The 18130-nt window shown below is 57.5% G+C and carries 15 protein-coding genes; 10 read left to right on the top strand and 5 right to left on the bottom strand.

Annotated elements, in window-relative coordinates:
- Nucleotides 1-26: 26 nt before the first annotated feature.
- Nucleotides 27-641 carry a nuclear transport factor 2 family protein gene (locus tag SO156_RS40910; RefSeq protein ID WP_498538755.1) on the top strand — a complete coding sequence of 205 codons (615 nt, stop codon included), beginning with the start codon at nucleotides 27-29 and terminating at the stop codon, nucleotides 639-641.
- 504 nt (nucleotides 642-1145) lie between these two features.
- Here SO156_RS40910 and SO156_RS40905 read toward each other — a convergent pair.
- Nucleotides 1146-1841 (bottom strand): alpha/beta fold hydrolase, encoded by a 696-nt coding sequence (locus tag SO156_RS40905; RefSeq protein WP_498538754.1) that lies wholly within the window; start codon nucleotides 1839-1841, stop codon nucleotides 1146-1148.
- A gap of 947 nt (nucleotides 1842-2788) precedes the next feature.
- Here SO156_RS40905 and SO156_RS40900 point away from each other — a divergent pair.
- The 3 genes from SO156_RS40900 (at nucleotide 2789) to SO156_RS40890 (ending at nucleotide 6482) form a co-directional block, all read left to right on the top strand.
- Entirely contained in the window at nucleotides 2789-4141 is a 1353-nt protein-coding gene (locus SO156_RS40900) for a tyrosine-type recombinase/integrase (protein ID WP_498538753.1), read from the top strand.
- Between the two features lie 1403 nt (nucleotides 4142-5544).
- Complete coding sequence (locus SO156_RS40895; RefSeq protein ID WP_498538752.1) at nucleotides 5545-6087, top strand: DUF3990 domain-containing protein; 543 nt, start codon at nucleotides 5545-5547, stop codon at nucleotides 6085-6087.
- 38 nt (nucleotides 6088-6125) lie between these two features.
- Nucleotides 6126-6482 carry a hypothetical protein gene (locus SO156_RS40890; protein ID WP_498538751.1) on the top strand — a complete coding sequence of 119 codons (357 nt, stop codon included), beginning with the start codon at nucleotides 6126-6128 and terminating at the stop codon, nucleotides 6480-6482.
- A 34-nt stretch (nucleotides 6483-6516) separates the two neighbouring features.
- Here SO156_RS40890 and SO156_RS40885 read toward each other — a convergent pair whose 3' ends face one another.
- Nucleotides 6517-7656, bottom strand: coding sequence for a LapA family protein (locus tag SO156_RS40885; RefSeq protein ID WP_498538750.1), 1140 nt, complete (start codon nucleotides 7654-7656; stop codon nucleotides 6517-6519).
- Nucleotides 7657-8383: 727 nt separating this feature from the next.
- Entirely contained in the window at nucleotides 8384-9565 is a 1182-nt protein-coding gene (locus SO156_RS40880; protein WP_498538749.1) for a LodA/GoxA family CTQ-dependent oxidase, read from the bottom strand.
- Between SO156_RS40880 and SO156_RS40875 the strand changes: the two genes are divergently transcribed.
- The 6 genes from SO156_RS40875 to SO156_RS40850 all read left to right on the top strand — a co-directional run bounded on the left by SO156_RS40875 (nucleotide 9502) and on the right by SO156_RS40850 (nucleotide 16614).
- Entirely contained in the window at nucleotides 9502-10026 is a 525-nt protein-coding gene (locus SO156_RS40875) for a hypothetical protein (protein ID WP_498538766.1), read from the top strand. The genes SO156_RS40880 and SO156_RS40875 overlap by 64 nt on opposite strands.
- Nucleotides 9980-10471 (top strand): hypothetical protein, encoded by a 492-nt coding sequence (locus tag SO156_RS40870; protein WP_498538748.1) that lies wholly within the window; start codon nucleotides 9980-9982, stop codon nucleotides 10469-10471. The genes SO156_RS40875 and SO156_RS40870 overlap by 47 nt, the downstream gene beginning before the upstream one ends.
- 668 nt (nucleotides 10472-11139) lie before the next feature.
- The gene (locus tag SO156_RS40865; protein WP_498538747.1) at nucleotides 11140-11919 is read left to right on the top strand and encodes a DUF5131 family protein; all 780 of its coding nucleotides are present in this window, start codon (nucleotides 11140-11142) and stop codon (nucleotides 11917-11919) included.
- Nucleotides 11920-12100: 181 nt separating this feature from the next.
- Nucleotides 12101-13375 (top strand): three-Cys-motif partner protein TcmP, encoded by a 1275-nt coding sequence (locus tag SO156_RS40860; RefSeq protein WP_498538746.1) that lies wholly within the window; start codon nucleotides 12101-12103, stop codon nucleotides 13373-13375.
- 273 nt (nucleotides 13376-13648) lie between these two features.
- Nucleotides 13649-15559: a ribonuclease H-like domain-containing protein gene (locus SO156_RS40855; protein ID WP_498538745.1), complete on the top strand. Its 1911-nt coding sequence runs from the start codon at nucleotides 13649-13651 to the stop codon at nucleotides 15557-15559.
- The gene (locus SO156_RS40850; RefSeq protein ID WP_498538744.1) at nucleotides 15544-16614 is read left to right on the top strand and encodes an adenylosuccinate synthetase; all 1071 of its coding nucleotides are present in this window, start codon (nucleotides 15544-15546) and stop codon (nucleotides 16612-16614) included. The genes SO156_RS40855 and SO156_RS40850 overlap by 16 nt, the downstream gene beginning before the upstream one ends.
- On the opposite strand, the gene SO156_RS40845 is transcribed toward SO156_RS40850, so the two are convergent.
- Together SO156_RS40845 and SO156_RS40840 are read right to left on the bottom strand one after the other, a co-directional pair.
- On the bottom strand, nucleotides 16578-17327 hold the full coding sequence (locus tag SO156_RS40845; RefSeq protein ID WP_498538743.1) for a hypothetical protein: 750 nt from the start codon (nucleotides 17325-17327) through the stop codon (nucleotides 16578-16580). The two genes, SO156_RS40850 and SO156_RS40845, sit on opposite strands and share 37 nt — an antisense overlap.
- Before the next feature lie 27 nt (nucleotides 17328-17354).
- Nucleotides 17355-18130, bottom strand: a 776-nt coding sequence (locus SO156_RS40840; RefSeq protein WP_498538742.1) for a hypothetical protein, incomplete at its 5' end; no start/stop codon positions are given.

The following is an 18130-nucleotide window of genomic DNA, read 5'->3' as shown; positions in this document are numbered from 1 at the left end:
GCCGCGATCTGTCCGGAGAATTGCCTATGCTCGACCAGTCGCTGCTCGATCGTCTCGCCATCCGCGATCTCCTCGAGAACTGGGTGGTCTGGCGCGACGCCGGTGACTGGGAGCGCTTTGCCACCGTCTGGCACGCGGAGGGCTGGATGTCGGCGACCTGGTTTCAGGGGCCGGCGGCGGACTTCATCCGGGTCAGCCGCGAAGGCTTTGCCAAGGGCGTGCGCATCCTGCACTTCCTCGGCGGCACCAGCATCGATCTCGAAGGCGAGCGCGCGGTCGCGCAGACCAAGATGACGATCTCGCAGCGGGCGCCGGTCCACGACGTCGTCTGCGACGTGGTCTGCACCGGACGCTTCTACGATTTCCTGGAGAAGCGGCAGGGCAAATGGGGCATCGTTCGCCGCCAGCCGATCTATGAGAAGGATCGGCTGGATCCGGTCGATCCCGCCGCGATCCTCCGGCTCGACGCTGAGCGCTTGGCCGCGCTTCCGGAAGGCTATCGCCACCTCGGCTACATGCAGGAGTTGATCGGCTATCAGGTCAAGCGCGACATGCCGGGCCTGACCGGCGCCGAGGTCGAGAAGCTCTATGCGGAAGGACGGGCCTGGCTGGCTGGTGCACCGCGGCCGGGAGCCGCTTGATCGGCCAGCCGGCGACTCGCGTTTTCCGCGTATGCGGCAACGTGCCGCGCATCATTGGTTGTGCCGCGCGGGATTTGAATGATTGCGTTTAACCGGTGTTAACGTTTCTGCGTGTATCAACGTAACTACGCAACTACAGGAGGTGCGCTGGTGATCGACGCAAACCTCCCCGTAGAGCTTTACAACCTCGGCAAGAACAGCGGGGCGGCCTTTTTGGGCTTCCCAGCGCTAGCCGGATGACCGCACGCGAGTGTGCGAAGTCCGGCTTGGCCGCCCTGCTCACGTCCGCCTCGTTCGGAAATGACCTCCAACTGGGGCGTGTACTCACTAAGCGGCTTGGCCGAATGATGTCCGCTCGACCCCCAACAGCGGCGGAAGAGCGGACATTGCCCGAGGTCGCAGAAGGGCCAGTAGCTGACGTTCACAACCAGCAGCGAACTCAACGACTTCCTCAACGGAGACGTCGCGAAGCATGGACGCCAAACAGCAAGGGCTTCGCCGTTACTATGCGGCCCGTCGCTGGATGTTGCCGGCCGCGTCCCGAATAACTTCATACACGCGCCGAGGCTGGGAAAGCATCGGCACATGACTTGATGCAAGTTCCGTAACCTTGGCGTTCATGCGCTTGGCCAAGAAGCGCTCCAGCTCGGGCTGTATGGTCCGATCCTCAGAACCGATAATGTAAGATGTCGGCTTGAGCTTCCAGGCGGCACCCGGAACGGGTTGTCCAAAAAGATCAGCTAGTGGCGCCATTTGCGTAGCCCAAACCATTTGCTGCTCGGGTTCCGGCAGGTCGCCTGCAAATTCGGGAACGCCGGATGGACGAAGCCATATGCGCCCGTCTGTCACTTCGACGTGCTGGAAAATCGGCGTGGCCGGGTACTTGTTTTGGTCGACAAGCGTTGTGTCGCCGTCCTCCGGTGCAAACGCGCAAATATAAACGAGCGCTGCCACACGGCTGTCAGTCCCAGCTGCCGTGATGACAGCGCCACCGTACGAATGACCGACGAGAACGACAGGACCGCTGGCGCGGGCGAACGAGGTCCGCACTGCGGCCGCGTCGTCAGCAACGGTGTTGAGATGGTTTTGCGTCGAGATCACTTGAAAGCCATCCGCCAAGAGCAGCGGGATCACCTTGCTGTAACATGATCCATCAGCCCAAAGGCCGTGTGCAAAGACGATGGTGGGCTTGTCGGACATCTTTGACCTCCGAATGTTGACGAGACGTCGTGCAGCCCCATGCTTTGACCCTACCATTCCGCATCGGCGTCCCGCGTCAAAAGAAATAAAACGCCGTAAACTGTGGAACGTTACATCTATCGGGCAGGTCAGTGGCGCGACTTATCACGTTGCTGAATTAAGCGCTGTGTTGTGTATCATGCCTAAATGGGACACCGACGTCCGCCTTGGGTCAAAACCGGTAATACTCTGACCAAGCGGAATTTTTCCGCTTGGCCCTCAAGATCGGACATCTGCGAGTTAATGAGTACACGCGCTGATCGTCCATCGTCCATCTGGTGAGAACGCCGTCGATGCGATGCGCGGTACGGGTCGCCGCGACTCATCTCGGCCCCGCGCGAGGGCGACGAGATCCTGTTCGAGGTGTCCGATAACGGCCTCGGCAAGGACCACATCAGCCATATCTTCGAGCCGTCTTCACCGCCAGGCGGGCTGGGCTAGCGCGAGGCTTGGCCCCTCGATCAGCTACGGCAGGCCTTGCAGGTGTGGTAATTCATTGTGCATGTGCCCGGCAGTCGATGGGAGGGAGATACGATGCGATTGATCGCAGTCCCGATCCTTCTGATCGCTTTGTGTGCATCGGGTAGCGCCGCTGCGGTCTCTCACTCACACCGCCGACATGGCGTTGCGCGTGCCAAGCAAAGCGCGGTCGTAGATACCGTTCCGGGTTTTGCTTACGCGATGCCTGGGCGGTCGGTCCCCTACTACCCAGCACCAATCGATCACCACGAGCCTGGTCCGTCTGACAATCGTTATCCGGACTGGGGAATGTAATCCGATTGGAGACGGCGGGCCCGCAGAAAAAAGTAAGGCGCGACTGGCATCACCGCGTCCGTGGCTGACTTCCGCGCGCGTCCTCCATCGTGCGCTGAAAGCTTCTAAGTCGTTGTAAACTGTGATAGAATTGTTTGGTTGAGAGTTCGTCGTCGCTCACGGACGTTCGCCGCAATCCGCTGCAATCCGTGTTCAATGGTGGGGCGGATGGCGGGGCGGAAATGGCCAAAAGACAGCTGCATAAGTTCTCGGCTCGGGAAGCAGAGACTATCATTGAGCCTGGCCGCCACAGCGACGGTGGTGGGCTTTACCTCGCGATCGAGACGGGTACGCACGCGCGGCGCCAATGGGTTTTCATCTACCGTGTTCGTGGCACCGGGAAGCGTAGAGAAATTGGGCTGGGTTCGGCCAAAGGCAAAGGCAGGGATGGCGTCTCGCTCGCCGACGCGCGTCTCAAGGCGGCAGAGGCGCGCAAGCAACTAGCCGAAGGCAAGGAGCCGGGGGCGGAGCGGCGCGCCAAAATAGCGGCGGCCAGCAACTTCGGAGAATTCGCGGACGCCCTCCTGGTATCAATCAGGGCGGGTTTCAAGGGTAAGAATACGCACGCCGATTGGACGCGTGACCTGAAGGTTCGGTGTAAGCCCATCCGAGGTATGGAGCTCGCCAACATCACGGTGAACGACGTGTTGGGAATTTTATCGCCCATATGGATGACGATCAACCGCACGGCGCGCGAAACACGAAGCCGGATTGAGCGCGTGCTTGACGCTGCAGAGGCCAAGGGGCTTCGGTCCGGGAAGAACCCCGCGATGTGGAAGACCTTGAAGCCGCTCTTGCCGAAGTCGAAGCGCTCAAAGCGCCATCACAAGGCCGCGCCCTACAAGGACGTCCCCAGCATCGTCCAGGCGCTGCAAGCCAACCACGAAGCGGCGGACACGGCGGTCAACCTCGCCGCCGAATACATCATCTTGACGGCAGTGCGGACTGGCGAAGCCCGCCTCATGCGCGTGCGCGAGATAGACTTCGGAGAGCGGCTTTGGACGATCCCGGCCGAACGGATGAAGACAGAAGACCATCCAGAAGGGAAAGATTTCGAAGTGCCACTCTGCGACCGCGCTATCGCGATCTTGAAAGCAATCATTCCGAAGGAGGCGGCGCGCGACGCCTACGTGTTCGCGGGACAATGGTCAAAGGACCGTACGAAACCGCTCGGCATGAATGCCGTACTCCACGCGCTGAAGGCAGTTTATCCGGCGATGACGACACACGGGTGCCGATCCACCTTCCGCGATTGGGTCGGCGACGAAACGCGTTTCGAACGCGAAATTGCAGAAATGGCGTTGGCCCACAAGGTTGGCGACGACACAGAACAAGCCTATCGGCGTGGCAACGCGTTGAAGAAGCGGCGACAGTTAATGGACGCTTGGGGCCGATATGTTGCGAGCGCTTCTAACGTGATCCCACTTACCCATCGGGCGTCGGCATAGCATCCCGTAGTGCCGGGATCTCTCGCGTTTCCTTTCATCGCATTCCGGATTTCATCTGCAAAGCACCAGATTTTGACGACATCACCCACCGATGCGGCGGGTTGGTCGTCTGAAGGCTCTCGAGTCCGGTGTGCTCGCGGGCCGTTAGTATGCGGTCCTGGCCGGAATCCAAGAAGGCCACCAAGCAACTAATAAACCACAACTTTACTGTTAGCAGAAACCGAAAGTTTCAACAGCTATACCAAGTTTCAAGGTTTCACAATTTCGGTCGAATCCGGTTTGGGCTGAGCTTGCGAGATCAGGGCTATTCTGCTCAATTCCCTGTGAGCCGCCGCTGCGAGCTTGCAGTACAGTCGTCAACCAGTGAGCGATCATCTTTGATCGGCGAGACCGTCGCAAAGGTGTTGAAGTCTCTTCCTCGAGATCTTCTCAGCACAGCAGCATCCCTTCCAGTTTCAAAGTCGCAACGACGATAAAGCTGGCGCATTGAAAGAAAGCAGTGCTGATGAGCTGAGGCTCAGTCATCTCCTCGATGCCCGGTCTTTGCTTGAGGGAAGCCCATGCAAGGAGCGCCCTGCGAACGTCAGCGATCCTTTGAATTATCGTGCCTTCCTATTGACCGTAAGCGACTGCATTACGCAAATTGTTGCCCGCTTTGAGTACGTCCCACATTTCCGTTGTGAGGTCGGACAGAAACAGCTTTTGAGCTACATTGATCTCTTTCATCTCCATGGAATATAGAACATATTCGGTCGCAATGTTTCCATTCCCATCGGATGGAAGATCGGGAAACCGATCTGCGACGGCCCATCGAGCTACCGCCCTCTTGGCATTACCGCCTTTAGCTGCACCCAGATGCCGTCGCCCGAAACGATGTCTTGGTCTTCGGGCAGAAGGCTCTGAAACAGCCTTCCCGAGGCATCCTCCATGACGTGCGGTCGCGGGCGTTTCATTGCACCGGATCTTTGAGCATCGGGACGATCAGACCTTAACCTGCGTCCTTGTGCTTCAGTGGCCAGAGAACAGACTGCGAGAAGCCCAGCCGAGCCGATAGATATCGCTGCAATCCAAAAATTCGAGGAAATTGCATCTAGTACCCCACAGCTTCAAATTCGAAGAATACGCCTTTACGTTGTACCAGGTTTGCGCCTGCTCACACAGCAATATTCTCTTTCGATTGGTGCTCAACCCCATCGGCCTCCGCGGACTACCTTCGACACGAATGTGTGGCGCGATCGCTTATCGCGAGGGGACCTGAACTGTTCAGTGCAACACCCCTCGAAACGAGCATCGCCAAGTCCAACGGAGATCAGTGAAGAAGCGCAGACTTCGGGTTCTGGTCGTGGACGAAATCGCGGCAGCTCATTATAATAGCGGGTGAGATATGCGAAGGGGCAAGCGAGATGCCGGCTTGGAGGAACAACGACCTTGTCGTTTATCACGGGACTGACGATATCTCGGTAAACGCTCAGCATGTTGCGGTAGGTTCCGTTTTGCAGATGACGATTAAGCTTGCTTGGTGCCGGCCCTTTACTGATTTTGGGCAGGGTTTCTATTGCACCACGTCTTTGCACCAGGCCAAGCAATGGGCAAATGCTCGCATCCTTCGAACGCTTGCTCCCGTTGGACCGACGCCGAAAGCAGTCGTCCTGGCCTACAGCCTCAACCGAAATTGGCTGGCGTCGCTTGAGACGCTGGCCTTCGTGCGGCCGATAAAAGACTTCTGGGATCTCGTACAGGATTGCCGCACCGGCTTTCCGCCGCATCAGCGACCAGTTCCCTCCAACACTTGCTATGATGTGGTTCTCGGGCCCGTGACGCTTTGGCCGCAACAGCTGGTGATTCAAGATTGCGACCAGATCAGCTTCCACACGCAAGCCGCAGTGCGCGGGATCAAGAGTCCGGTTGTCAAGGAGAAAGCGACCGCACAAAACGGGTTGTTCTAAGCAGCGGCGTGTGTTGCCGTTGAGCCAGTGGAGGTTTCATGATTCAAAAGATCGAATCAGAGGAGGGTAACTACGAAGTAATTCGACAGGGAGAGACTCTGCCCGATCAGTTCAAGAATGAATATTGGAAGCGCGTGGAACGCGCTTTAGAAAAAGTGTTTCAGGCCGACGCGGACCTCGCAAAAAAACTTCGCCAGAAAGTCGATAGCGCGCCTAGCGAGACACAAACCGTCTTTTATCATGCCGATCCTTTCGAAATAGCAGCAGATCTGGCAGGACGCAGGCGTGAGACAATCACGCCTGACGAGAAGCAACAGTACGTCCAGCAAGAGAAGCCCGCCCAGCGCCCCTCAGACACTGAGCTTGGATCAACTCATCCGGAGCAGGATCCATAGAGAAGCACGCTCGAGTAATTTTCTCCGCCATTGACTAGAAGCGGGCAAGTGAGCCCGTCGCGATTTTTTCAATCATATCTCGCATCTGCTTGCTTTGATGCCAGGCTAAGAGAGCCGCTGCCAGTTGAGGTCCCGGCTTCTTGAACGGAAGATCGCTGGGAAGCGGATCAAGCTCGGTGAGGGTACTCAGGGACTCGTCGGGCTTTACCACCAAAATGCGTGGTGGCGCATCGGAAATGCCAATCACGTATCTCAGGTCGCGGCTGGATTTGAAGAAAGCTTTGGCAGCCGTAGCGATATCGTTTTGAGCGCTGTCCGGTTTGTCAATGAATTGAAACGCGGCAGTCACGCCAAAATTAATCCCACTCTCAAGCTTTTCGAATTGAATTTTACTGTCCTCAAAGAGCGCCTTTATGTTTTGTTTTCGCTGATCGTGTCGGTCTTTCGCCCGTTGAGAATTTAGTGACGCCACAAACGGCGTTATCGATGCGACCGCCATGCGAAGATCAGTGGTGCGATACGAGATAAGCTGCAAATACGCAGTTGGATTCGGCCTCGCATGGATGGATGTGGTCTGCCATGGTCGCCACAATGGGAGGGATGGCGCGGTCGCGCGCTCATAAATGTATCCTGATAACTCAGCTGCAAGCCGGTTGAACAGCCAAACGTCCGGAGCACCGTAGCTAGGGGACTTCGCTGTGCCGTCAGTCAAGTCCTCACGCAGATTTCGAAATGCGACCCTGAATAGGCCCATTGTCTTCAATTGCTGATCGCGCGCCTCACGCAGCTGCTCGTTCGTTCCTGGTTGCGTAAGAAGCCAAATTTGCAAATCCGAGAGCAGCTTCAAGAGAATCGTCTCCAGTGCGCTTTCGGCAACAACCATCCGTTTCACAAGTCCATATCGTTCTACCTCTAGAACCTCTAGCTTTTCTGCTGGCACGGAATTCTTTTCTGCAGCGGCGAGTCGACCATTCAACACCTCCCGCTCTCGGCCAACTGCCTTGAATTCTGCGACAACTTTGTTGAACTCTTGAACAAGTAGTTGGTCCAGTTCTGCACGCTTCTTGCGGATTTCCCAACCCGTGGAAAGGCGCATTCCGACGGTCCATGCCAACAGTGCACCGATGGCAGCCGTGATGAGACCTACCAGCGCGCTCGGCAGCGCCTCCACCATCAGCTGGTCGAACGGCTTAGGCGGTGAAGGTGGTATCGTCACTGTTACGGATGGCGGGGCAACATTGACAATCGGCGCAGGCGCCACTTGCGAAGGTCCAGGAGCCGGAGCCACGCTAGGCGCTACTGGCGCGGGAGCGTTAGGACCTGTCGGACTTGTGGACGATTGCTGAGCGAGAGCCTCTGGCGCAAGTGCAATTGCTAACGCACACAGTGTGCATCGCAAAAAGAGCCGGATACCAATTGAGATGTCATTGAGAACTTGCATGCGTCTCTTCCTGGCAATTGGACGAACGTCATACGGTCTCGTTGTCGGTAGACATCCCGTCGTCCAGCTTCCGACCACAGAAAGGCGGCGGGAACCGCGTCGGAATATGTCTTAGAAGTCCGGGCGTTCAGTCCGCCATTTGACTGTAATGCTCCTGCGGCTTGATCACATAGCCAACGCGATGTGCGTGGTGCAGGATGTCCTCATATGCGGGCTTAGCGGAGTTCCACTGCGAGCTAATGCAAGGCACGGCCGTGCGATAGCGCGATCCGACAACAAACATGACAGTCCAACCATGGCAATCATCCGCTGCGCAGAGGGTGCGAGCAATTCCAGCCTCTCCGCCGCCGGCAAGTCAGGATCAACCAGCACGAAGTCCGTCCTTTCAAGGACAGAAGTCTCGATATCGTGAGCCCAGCCGGACCCGCTCCCGCAACAAGGAATTCGGCGGTCCGTTGGGTCAAGTCCTATCTCTCCCTGGCGATATCTTCGTTTTGGAGGAGGGAGCTCTCGAAAGATGCGCATATTGCCTCTTGGTAACGGAAAGAAGTGCGTTCGGCACCTGTCGCGCTGTATCGTCGAACAGCACATCTACGCCATCCCCGTAGACCTGTGGTATTTGATCGACCACAAGCGTCCCGCCCGCTTCGGGATCGCGGAACAGCCCTAAAACGTGCCTTCCCCACGCTTCATTGGCAGCCGAATCGTCATTCAGTTTTGTAATGACTTCGGGCGTGCCAGTATCGAGCGCAGAGCCAAAGCCATGAAGCACGAAGAGACCGTGCTTGTCCCACCGCAGGCCGGTCAGCCGCTGAAACAATGGTAGAATATCGCTGCGGAAGGACGTCGAGGATGGTCGCTCTAACCATTTTTGATCGTAGACGACCTCCCGTACTACGTCGTCCATAGTTACGAGGCCGAATAGGCCTGGCGCATAGTTCGGAGGAGCCACGGTGACATAGCCAGGCTCCGCATCGATTGGCTCGTGGTCGGGAAACGTTACTTTTGCCCGAACCGGCCAATCACAGAGATCATCATGCCAGCCTGAGTTATTGGCGAAGGTAAGCGGTCGCAGCCCACTACGGAATGGTTCTGCGACGCCCTTGCCACCTAACAAAATTAGCCGCCCATCCGCGTCAGTGCGCACCTCCGCAAGATAAACTGGTCTGCCGAAGAAGGTACCGTTGTCGAAGGGAACGGCAGCAGCGTTCGGCCCTGCGATGCTTCGCGGTGTCGGGGCGATATCGAGCCGCCACCTATTGCGCGTGTTTACCACATTTCGATTTCGCCTCAGCGCATCCTGGCTGAGTGCGCCCAAGTCCATGGCTTGGTTGAACTCGTACCAACCTGCCTTGAGATTGGCGACCGAAACGCGCCATTCGATATGGGCGGCAGCGGAAGCCACTTCTTGCACACTTCCGTCCCTCATATCGGCATAAACTCGGAAGCGCGCCACCTGCCGCTTGATTTGTCCGCTAGCAGTTCTGAAATCACCGACGTAGCGCGCCGAAGGCTCATCCCCGTTGCTCGGCAACGTCGGTGGGCCGCCGATCACTTCCGGCCCAATGACATAGTCGTATGGCCCATCTGCGTTACCGACACGGGCTACTCCGATCGGTGGGTATCGGAGACATACTGGCACCGAGCCTCGACACAAGTCTGCTCTCCGACCGATCCGGGTTTCCTTTCCTTGCGCGTGGCCGCACCCTCCTGCTCGCAGCCGACTTCGGCGGACACCATCAGAATCAGCATTTCGACACCTATACTTTCTTGCTTCTGGACCTTGCTAAAAATCGGTCGTGGCTCTCGTGGCAACGCCATTTCCGCCACGCTATCCTACCCAATGGCCGCCGGATGTCCTTCAAGACGCTTAATGACGGCATGCGAAGGCGCGCACTCGTTCCTTTCATGCGCGCAGCCGCGGGCATCGAAGGGTGTTTGGTACAATTCGCGGTATCCAAGAAGGGCGGCTCGCTTTTCACCGGCGCGTCCGAGGACGAATTCGGTGCGAAGCTGTTGAAGCGATGGAACACGTGTACGGGAGCGCCTTTTGCGAGTGCTCCATCTCAGCGCGTTTTTGGTGTCTGGCCTCTCGGCACCTGATCAAGATCTATGGATTATCGACGAGGACGATATAGCCGCCAACGTCGCAATGTTGACCGACTTGACCGAACTGTTCGCACGGGTCTTTTCGTCCTACAGCTCCCACGCATTGAGGCATATCCGCTGCGGCACTACGGCTACCGCCGAAGATGGCAGCCTAGTGTTGGAGGATTTTGCCGCGATTGCCGATCTAACGACAGGCGCGCTGGGCGAGCTATGCACTGGATTTGTCAACGACGACGCGTCCCCCCGTAGGGGGCTTATCACTCCGGTTCCGTCAAATCTGCGCTGGAAGACGAAGTTGATTGCTTCGTGGATGGCCACGCCTATGTTTCCTATCCGGCGTCATACGACGATCGTGGAGTTGCGCCCCGGTTCAACGAAAACTCGGATTTCTACCCTAGGATGGAGAATGTACGAAGGAAATCTGATCGTCCCTCGATAAGCTATCGAGCTTTGGTTCGCACTTCGGTCTGGCGTCACTGGAGGCTAAAAAGAAAATCCGGCCCAATGGAGCAAAGGATTACTGGAATGAGGGTCGTCCAATCGCTTTTGAATAGATCGGAAGAGATCGCGTATCGGGAGTTGGAAAAGATTGCGTCCGACAATTCGATGAGAGTGTTCGTGAAGTCTTCCCATTTGTCGATCTGAGAACACTGATCGTTTGCGCGCATCCTTCTGCACCGGCGCGGCAGACTTTGCCGCTTGAGAAACGGGGTCCATGAAAGTCCATTCGTCGGAATGATCCTCTTCCTCGTTATCTTGTTCTCTCTTCCGCACCTCCAGGTCGTCGACTGCGATCTGAGATTCGACGGCTGTCGTCCAGACGACCCTCCTCATGCATCGCGCGACTTCTAGCTGGAGTGTCCTCTATAGGTCGCGGAGACCCAGTCGATATAAAAACGACCAGGCCGAGAGCGTTCGCCCCAGAGGCTGCCGAGCAGACCGCGCTACGGCGGTGACGGCTTGACTGCGAGGAATTGTTCATGGTATGTTCTTTAAACTAGGGGCGTTCCCGCCCCGTGAAAGACAGCCCAACCGGACGTTAACCGTCGCTTTGCTATCACTGGGTTCGGCATGCCGCGATGCGGGCGGCGATATGCGGAGACGGTCATGGCCGAGACACAGATCGAATGGACCGACGCTACCTGGAACCCTGTGGCGGGTTGTTCGATCGTTAGCGCCGGCTGCACCAATTGCTACGCTATGGAAATGGCGAAGCGCCTGCATGCTATGAGCGTACCAAAATACAAGGGGCTGACTCGCCGGAGCGGCAAAAGGACCGTTTGGAACGGTGTCGTTCGCGAAGATATAGCGGCGCTCGAAATTCCTCTGCGTTGGCGGAAGCCGCGCAAAATATTTGTCAATTCAATGTCGGACCTGTTCCACGATCGGGTTTCCGATGCCTTCATCCTGAAGGTCTGGGACGTGATGAGACGCACGCCGCACCACCATTATCAGATACTGAGCAAGCGACCCGAGCGCATGGGCAAACTGATCCGATCCAAAATCGGAAAGGTGCTGCCGAACGTTTGGCTCGGAACTAGCGTAGAGAATGCCGACGTGGTTGGTCGTATTGACCATCTACGATCTGCTCCCGCAGCGATTCGCTTCATATCGTTCGAACCCCTAATTGGCTCTGTCGGCGCCGTAAACCTCAAAGGTATCGATTGGGCTATCGTCGGAGGTGAAAGCGGTAGGTCGGCGCGCCCCATTCGAGAACAGTGGATCGATGAGATCTTCGACCGGTGTGCAGCTCACAAGACAGCGTTCTTTTTCAAGCAGTGGGGGACTTGGGGTAAAGACAATAAGCGCCGTTCGAAGAAGGCCAATGGGCGCATCTACCGCGACCAAGTCTGGGACCAGATGCCCAGGGCGGCGCTGTCGTCCTGACCGTTCTTATACTCCGGTCGATCGGCGGTCGAGCGGGATGACTGGCTTGGATGTTTGGCGGGCTGGCTGCGTTATCTGGCGGGCGCCTGTGGACAGCAGGGATGTGCCGGGGTGGTGCTCGGCACGCTCGAAGCGAATCGATTAGGCTATTCTCCCGATTTCCCGAGAAAACGTCGACGATATGAGCGGAAAGTACGTCTGGAAGCTTGGTGAGTGTCCTCCCCTTCTGGGAAAGCATAGCCTCGCCAAGCACGAGATCTTTGAGCACTACGTAAAGATCTACATCGATCGCGTCACGCGAAGCCCGGCCCAGACGATGCTCAATCTGACCATAGTTGATGGCTTCTGCGGCGGGGGGCTGTACCGGTCGGGATCGAGAGAAGTGGACGGATCTCCCCTCCGGCTTCTGAAAGCCGTCGAAGCCGCGGACGAGGCACTCGTGGCAGCACGTTCGAAAGGGTTCGATCTCAGGGTCGACTTCTTCTTCATCGACGAGAATCGGCACCATATCGAGTTCCTCAACGATTTGTTTCAAAAGCGCGGATATCGCTCGAGACTCGGGCGGGACATCTTTGTTCGCAAGGCCTCCTTTCAGGAGGCGCTTCCCGATGTCGTCGCCCACATTCGCAAGAAAGGTACCGCACAACGTTCGTTGTTTTTTCTGGACCAGTACGGTTGGAGCGATGTCGCCCTTGGAACCGTGCGCGAGGTCATGAGCTCGATTGAAAAGCCGGAAATCCTGCTGACATTCGCGGTCGATTCCCTGATCGATTTCCTGTCGGAGAAAACGAGCGAAACGCAGGCGCTCCTCAACGTCGAACTCGACCGGGAAGATGTCCGCGCCCTAATGAGCATGCGCGATGACGACGGTTGGCGCTATCTGATTCAAAATGGTCTCTATCGCCACATTCGCGATCGAGCGGGAGCGCAATTCTACACCCCCTTCTTCATTCGCTCGGTCGACGCTCACCGGTCGTATTGGCTACTGCACCTCTCCAATCACCGGCAGGCCAGGGATGAAATGGGAAAACTGCATTGGCGGCTGAACAACCATTTCCAGCATCACGGCGGGGCCGGCTTCCATGCTCTCGGTTTCGATCCATCGAAGGATCTTCGCCAGGGTATCCTTACGTTCATGTTCGACGACGATGCTCGAAGACGTTCGGAGGTCGCCGTCTTGGAGCAGTTGCCGCCCATGATTCATGCAGCGAGTAGGGCGGGGCGCGGTCTCCTCGTCGAGGAGCTATTCGCCGGCAATTGCAATGACACGCCCGTGACTTCGGAAATCCTTCAAAAGCAGCTCGTGTTTCTTCGCGACGAGGGAGAGCTGTCGATCATCGCCTCTAACGGCGCTAAGAAGCCCAGGGCGAAAAAGATAGTATGGGGGGATCGCCTGTTCTTGCCGGAGGAGAGATCCCTGTTCACCAGGCTCGGCTTCCAGGTTAAAGAACGCTAGGAACATCAATTAGTTGTGAGATATCACTTCCTTCGTGCAATTCCAACGTCGAGATTTGTGCGGATTGCATAGGTCAGGGCTCGCGGCGCACGCAAATCCCGGATAGGAAGCGCGAACGGGACGGGATTCGAGAAAGTCCCTTTAAGCATTTCCCAAGGAATCTCAATCCTGTGGACCTTTCGCGAGTTCCGGGAAAGCGACTTTCGGCGAACAAGGTTTGGGGATAACTTTGGCGGAGTCGCGCTGCGGCGCGCGTGAGGGCGGAGCGACAACTTGTTTTCACTATTTGATGCGGAGGGGGGCGAGCCGCCGACCTCGCAGGCGCGAGCGGTCCAATCCGTCCGCAAGAGCGCCACGCCCGACGCAAATCTATCGCCGATTCTCTCGCGGGACGCCCGAGTACTGTTTCTTGACGTCGAGACGACGGGCCTCAGCTGGTTTTACGACGAGATTACGATCATCGGTTGGGCGATCGACGGCGAGTACAAGGTTTTGGTGAGGGGCGAGGATCCGGCGCCGCTGCTTCATGATCTTGCCTCCGCTACAGTGCTGGTAACTTTCAACGGCACTCTTTTCGACCTTCGGTTCCTCCAGAAGACCTACGGAAATCTGGTGCTGCCGGGAATACATGTCGACCTGCGTTACCTCTCGCGCCGGGTGGGACTGGCCGGTGGGCAGAAGAGCATCGAGAGGGAGCTTCAGATCGACTTCCGAAACGATCTCGAAGACGTCGATGGCGCCGCGGCCGTGCTTCTGTGGCACGATTACCTGCGCGGTAGCCTGCCGGCATTGCAGAAGCTGGTGTTGTACAATCGAAGCGACGTCCTTGGGATGGCGGCCATTTTGGACATCGTGATGGCCCGGCTAAATCTGCAGCGTGATTTCTGGCTTCAGCCACAGGCTTTCGAGGAGATCGCCCGTCGGATCTTCGGTCAACCGGCCCCGATGATTTCGGACCGCGCGCTCCAGCCCAATGTCGCGTTCCGTAACTTCGCATCAATCTTCTCTGCCACTCCCGCCGAGCGCGCTCGGATCGTCGGCATCGATTTGACCGGTTCGGAGAAACGTGGTTCCGGATGGTGTGTTCTGGACGGGGCGGTCGCCGAGACGCTTACTGTACATACCGACGAGGAAATGGTCGGTCGTATACTCGCTCTCAAGCCGGATCTGGTGTCCATCGACTCCCCGCTCTCACTTCCATTCGGACGCACCGTGGTGACGGACGACGATCCAGGCCGACAGCAGTACGGCATCATGCGTAAGTGCGAACGCGAATTGAAGCGGCGCGGCGTCAACGTGTATCCTGCGCTACTGCCAAGCATGCAGGGGCTGACCCGCCGCGGCATGTTGCTGGCGGCCAGGTTACGCAGCGAAGGAATTGCGGTCATCGAAAGCTATCCTGGCGCTGCTCAGGACATCATGGCGATCCCGCGCAAGGGAGCCGGAATCGAATATCTGAAGCGCGGGCTGTCAGACTTCGGCATCGAGGGACCGTACGTCTCGGAAGAGGTCACGCATGACGAGCTCGACGCCATCACGGCCGCCATGGTCGGTTCGTTCTTCCTCGCTGGCAAATACGAAGCGCTCAGCGGTCTGACTGAAGGTGCTTTGATCGTGCCAAAGCTAACGGACACTGCGGACGCTCCTGTCGTTGTTGGCATAAGCGGAAGAATTTGCTCAGGTAAGACGACTGCCGCACGGATGCTCGAAGAAAAGGGCTTTGCGTACACCCGATTCAGCCTCGTCATCGACGACGAGATCACGGCCGCAGGGGAGACGCCGGATCGAGCAACGCGTCAGCAGTTCGGCGAGCGGATCCACTGCGAGAAGGGCCAGAGGTGGCTCTGCGAGCGTGTACTTCAGCGCATCGGCGGACAGAAACTAATCGTGATCGATGGACTACGGTTTCCGGAGGATCGGGCCTATTTCGTCGAGACTTTTGGAGCTCGGTTTGTCCATATCCATATCTCGGCTTCCGATGAGATCCGCCGAACCAGGTATGCGGAGGAGATTGCCGTTCCTTTCGAAGCAGCGGACAACCAGCCGGTCGAGGTCGGCATCGGGCCTCTCGCGAACTTGGCCCAGGTAAAGTTGACGAACGAGGGAAGCTTGTCGGATTTGAAGCAGTCGCTTGATCGGGCCCTTTTGGAGATATCGAAGAGCGGCAAATGCCTGTCTCAGTAGTCGTAGGCGGCCAGTACGGGTCGGAAGGAAAAGGCAAGGTCACACTCGCGATCGCTCGCGAGAGAGAAGCTCGCTACGTCGTCCGCGTCGGCGGCACCAACTCCGGACACACGATAATCGACGAGCACGGTAAGCAGCGCTCGTTTCGTCAGTTGCCAGCTTCCGTTTTCTCGAAGGGTGCCGTAGCGGTACTTCCGCCCGGAGCTCTCATCGACACCGAGATATTCGAGAAGGAAGTCGCCGAACTCGGCTTGGGGCCGGACCGCGTGAAGGTCAGCCCGCTCGCAAGTCTAATCTCCCCGGAAGATCGCGAGATGGAACGGTCGACCGGGCTGGTCGATCGAATCGGCTCGACCGGATCGGGAACCGGCGCCGCGCTCGTTCGCCGCATCGGCCGGGCGACAGCTGTTCGTCTTGCGAAGGACGAACCAAGGCTACGACCGTACATCGATGATACGGCTCGTCTAATGCGGGATGCTCTGTCGAAAAGACAACGGATCGTCATTGAAGGGTCGCAGGGTTTTGGACTTTCGGTGCTCCACGGGGGGTTCTACCCGCACGCAACCAGCCGAGATACGACGGCCGCTGCTTTCGTCTCGGAGGCCGGTCTAAGTCCATTCGACGTCGACGAGATCGTGCTCGTCTTGCGCGCTCACCCAATCAGGGTCGCCGGTACATCCGGGCCCCTCGAGGATGAGATGAGTTGGAAGGATCTCGCCGCCGAAGCGGGCTTGGCCGAGGACTATAGAGAGCTCACGACCGCGACCAGAAAAGTCCGCCGCATCGGTCGCTTTGAGGTCGACGTCGTGCGAAGGGCCATTGCGGCAAATCAGCCGACCTCGATCGTTCTGAACCATCTCGATTATGTGGATCCGGCGCTCGCCCAAGGTATGCGAGGCGCTCTTGCTCGCGATTTCGTTGCGCGTGTGGAATCGAAAATTGGAGCGTCGGTGACGTTGGTCGGATTTGGACCCGACTTGTTGCAGCCGAGATCCGAACTCGAAAAGGATGGCGGAACTCAATCCACCTCGAGGCACTCCCTCAGGGCCTTCTGAGAAATCCGTTCGATCGACTCGCCCAAGGCCTGCGCGTGCTCATCTTGTGCCACTATCCAAAAATGCCGACACGATCCGCGACGCGCCAAGAAATATCGTAGCAGCGGAGCGTCGGGAAATCTTTCGCGGAATTTCTCCTTCAGGACCTCAGCTTGACGTGTCACCGTCGCCGTCCGGTTGAGGTGATGATAGATGATCAGCGAGTGTCCGGCGCTCCAGAATTCGGCGGCTTCGTTCCAAAAGACGTATTTGCCGCTCTTCGGAGAGTGCCGCTGGACCGATGCCGTCTCGAGACCATTGTCCGGATCGAGAAAGACGAGCGGGTGGCCCTTCGCGCTTTCCAAGGCCTTCTTCAGCCAGGTCGTTCGTTGTCGAGCTCTTGCTGCGCGAGGAAGTCTAATGTCGCTGTTTCGGTCGGAAATGACCTTGTCGAAGAAGGTCGTGTCCGGCGGCAAAATCCGCGACGTCGCGATCGCGCGGACATTCCTTCGATTACTCTTCACGATCTTGCCGAGTGCGGCGTGCAAGTTGGGATCCAACCTGGCGAGGTTTGGATCCTCGAGATAGTTGACATGGCGGCCATCCGCATTGTGATTCTCGTCGGAGAACAGATACCAGATCACCGCCATTCGGAGTTTGGTGTCTCCGGTGATGGCGCGAAGCAAGGCGAACTTCGCGAAATCGCCAACGTCCCCGACATATCGATTTTGCACTTGTGGATCTCTAGCGCTTCGGTGCGATTACGGCTTGGCTGGACTGGCGATCCCAAGCTGTTTCTTCAACATGTCGTTCTCCTGCTCCAAAGCCGTGATCCGTTGCTCCAGCGATTTTGCGATCGAGATCGCATCTGAAGCATCTTTTCCCACGCTGGTCACTTTGGCGACACGCTCGTCCAAGAGCTTGAAGGAGGGCGGTACTATCAACTGTACTGTGACCGCGGCAACGAGGGCGAGGCCGAGGCAAAACGCCAGACTGCCATACCAGTAATTCCTCAAAAAACGTCGAACCTCGCGCGCCGTTTGTGCGAGTACCGTCGGGTACCGATCGAGATGAAGTCGGGCGAGGCGGAATTGGAGATGCGCGAAAAATGCCATCAGAAATGCCGCGGCAGCGAGGCCCAGCGTTATAGGTCCCAACAGCGTCGCATACTCGTCTAGGGCGTTCGCTCCGGCCTTCGAGTAGATCGCCAAAAGTGTCAGCGCCATCGCGAAAACCGCGAAGGATATCTGTGTGAATTGGATGAACCGTCCTTCCAACGTCTTCACGGACTCTTCGAATTCCTCGATCTTTCTGCCGGCGCGCGTGAACAACGCGCTCTGGAAGTCGATGATCTCGAACTCCTCGAGGATCACGCGTTTCGGCGGCAGAGGATAGCGGACGAGCTGATCTTTCGGTTTGGCCGAATCGAAATGTGTCGTCCGGGAGAAGTCCATGAGTGCCAGTTCTTGACCCTTGTACAAGGTGACGGGCTTGTCCGAGAGATTGTAGATGGGGCAGAATAGGTAGCCGGCGTAGC

Source organism: Bradyrhizobium sp. UFLA05-125 (genome assembly GCF_059803515.1).
Note: the sequence above shows the minus strand (reverse complement) of the source record. Positions and strands in the feature narration are given on the sequence as shown.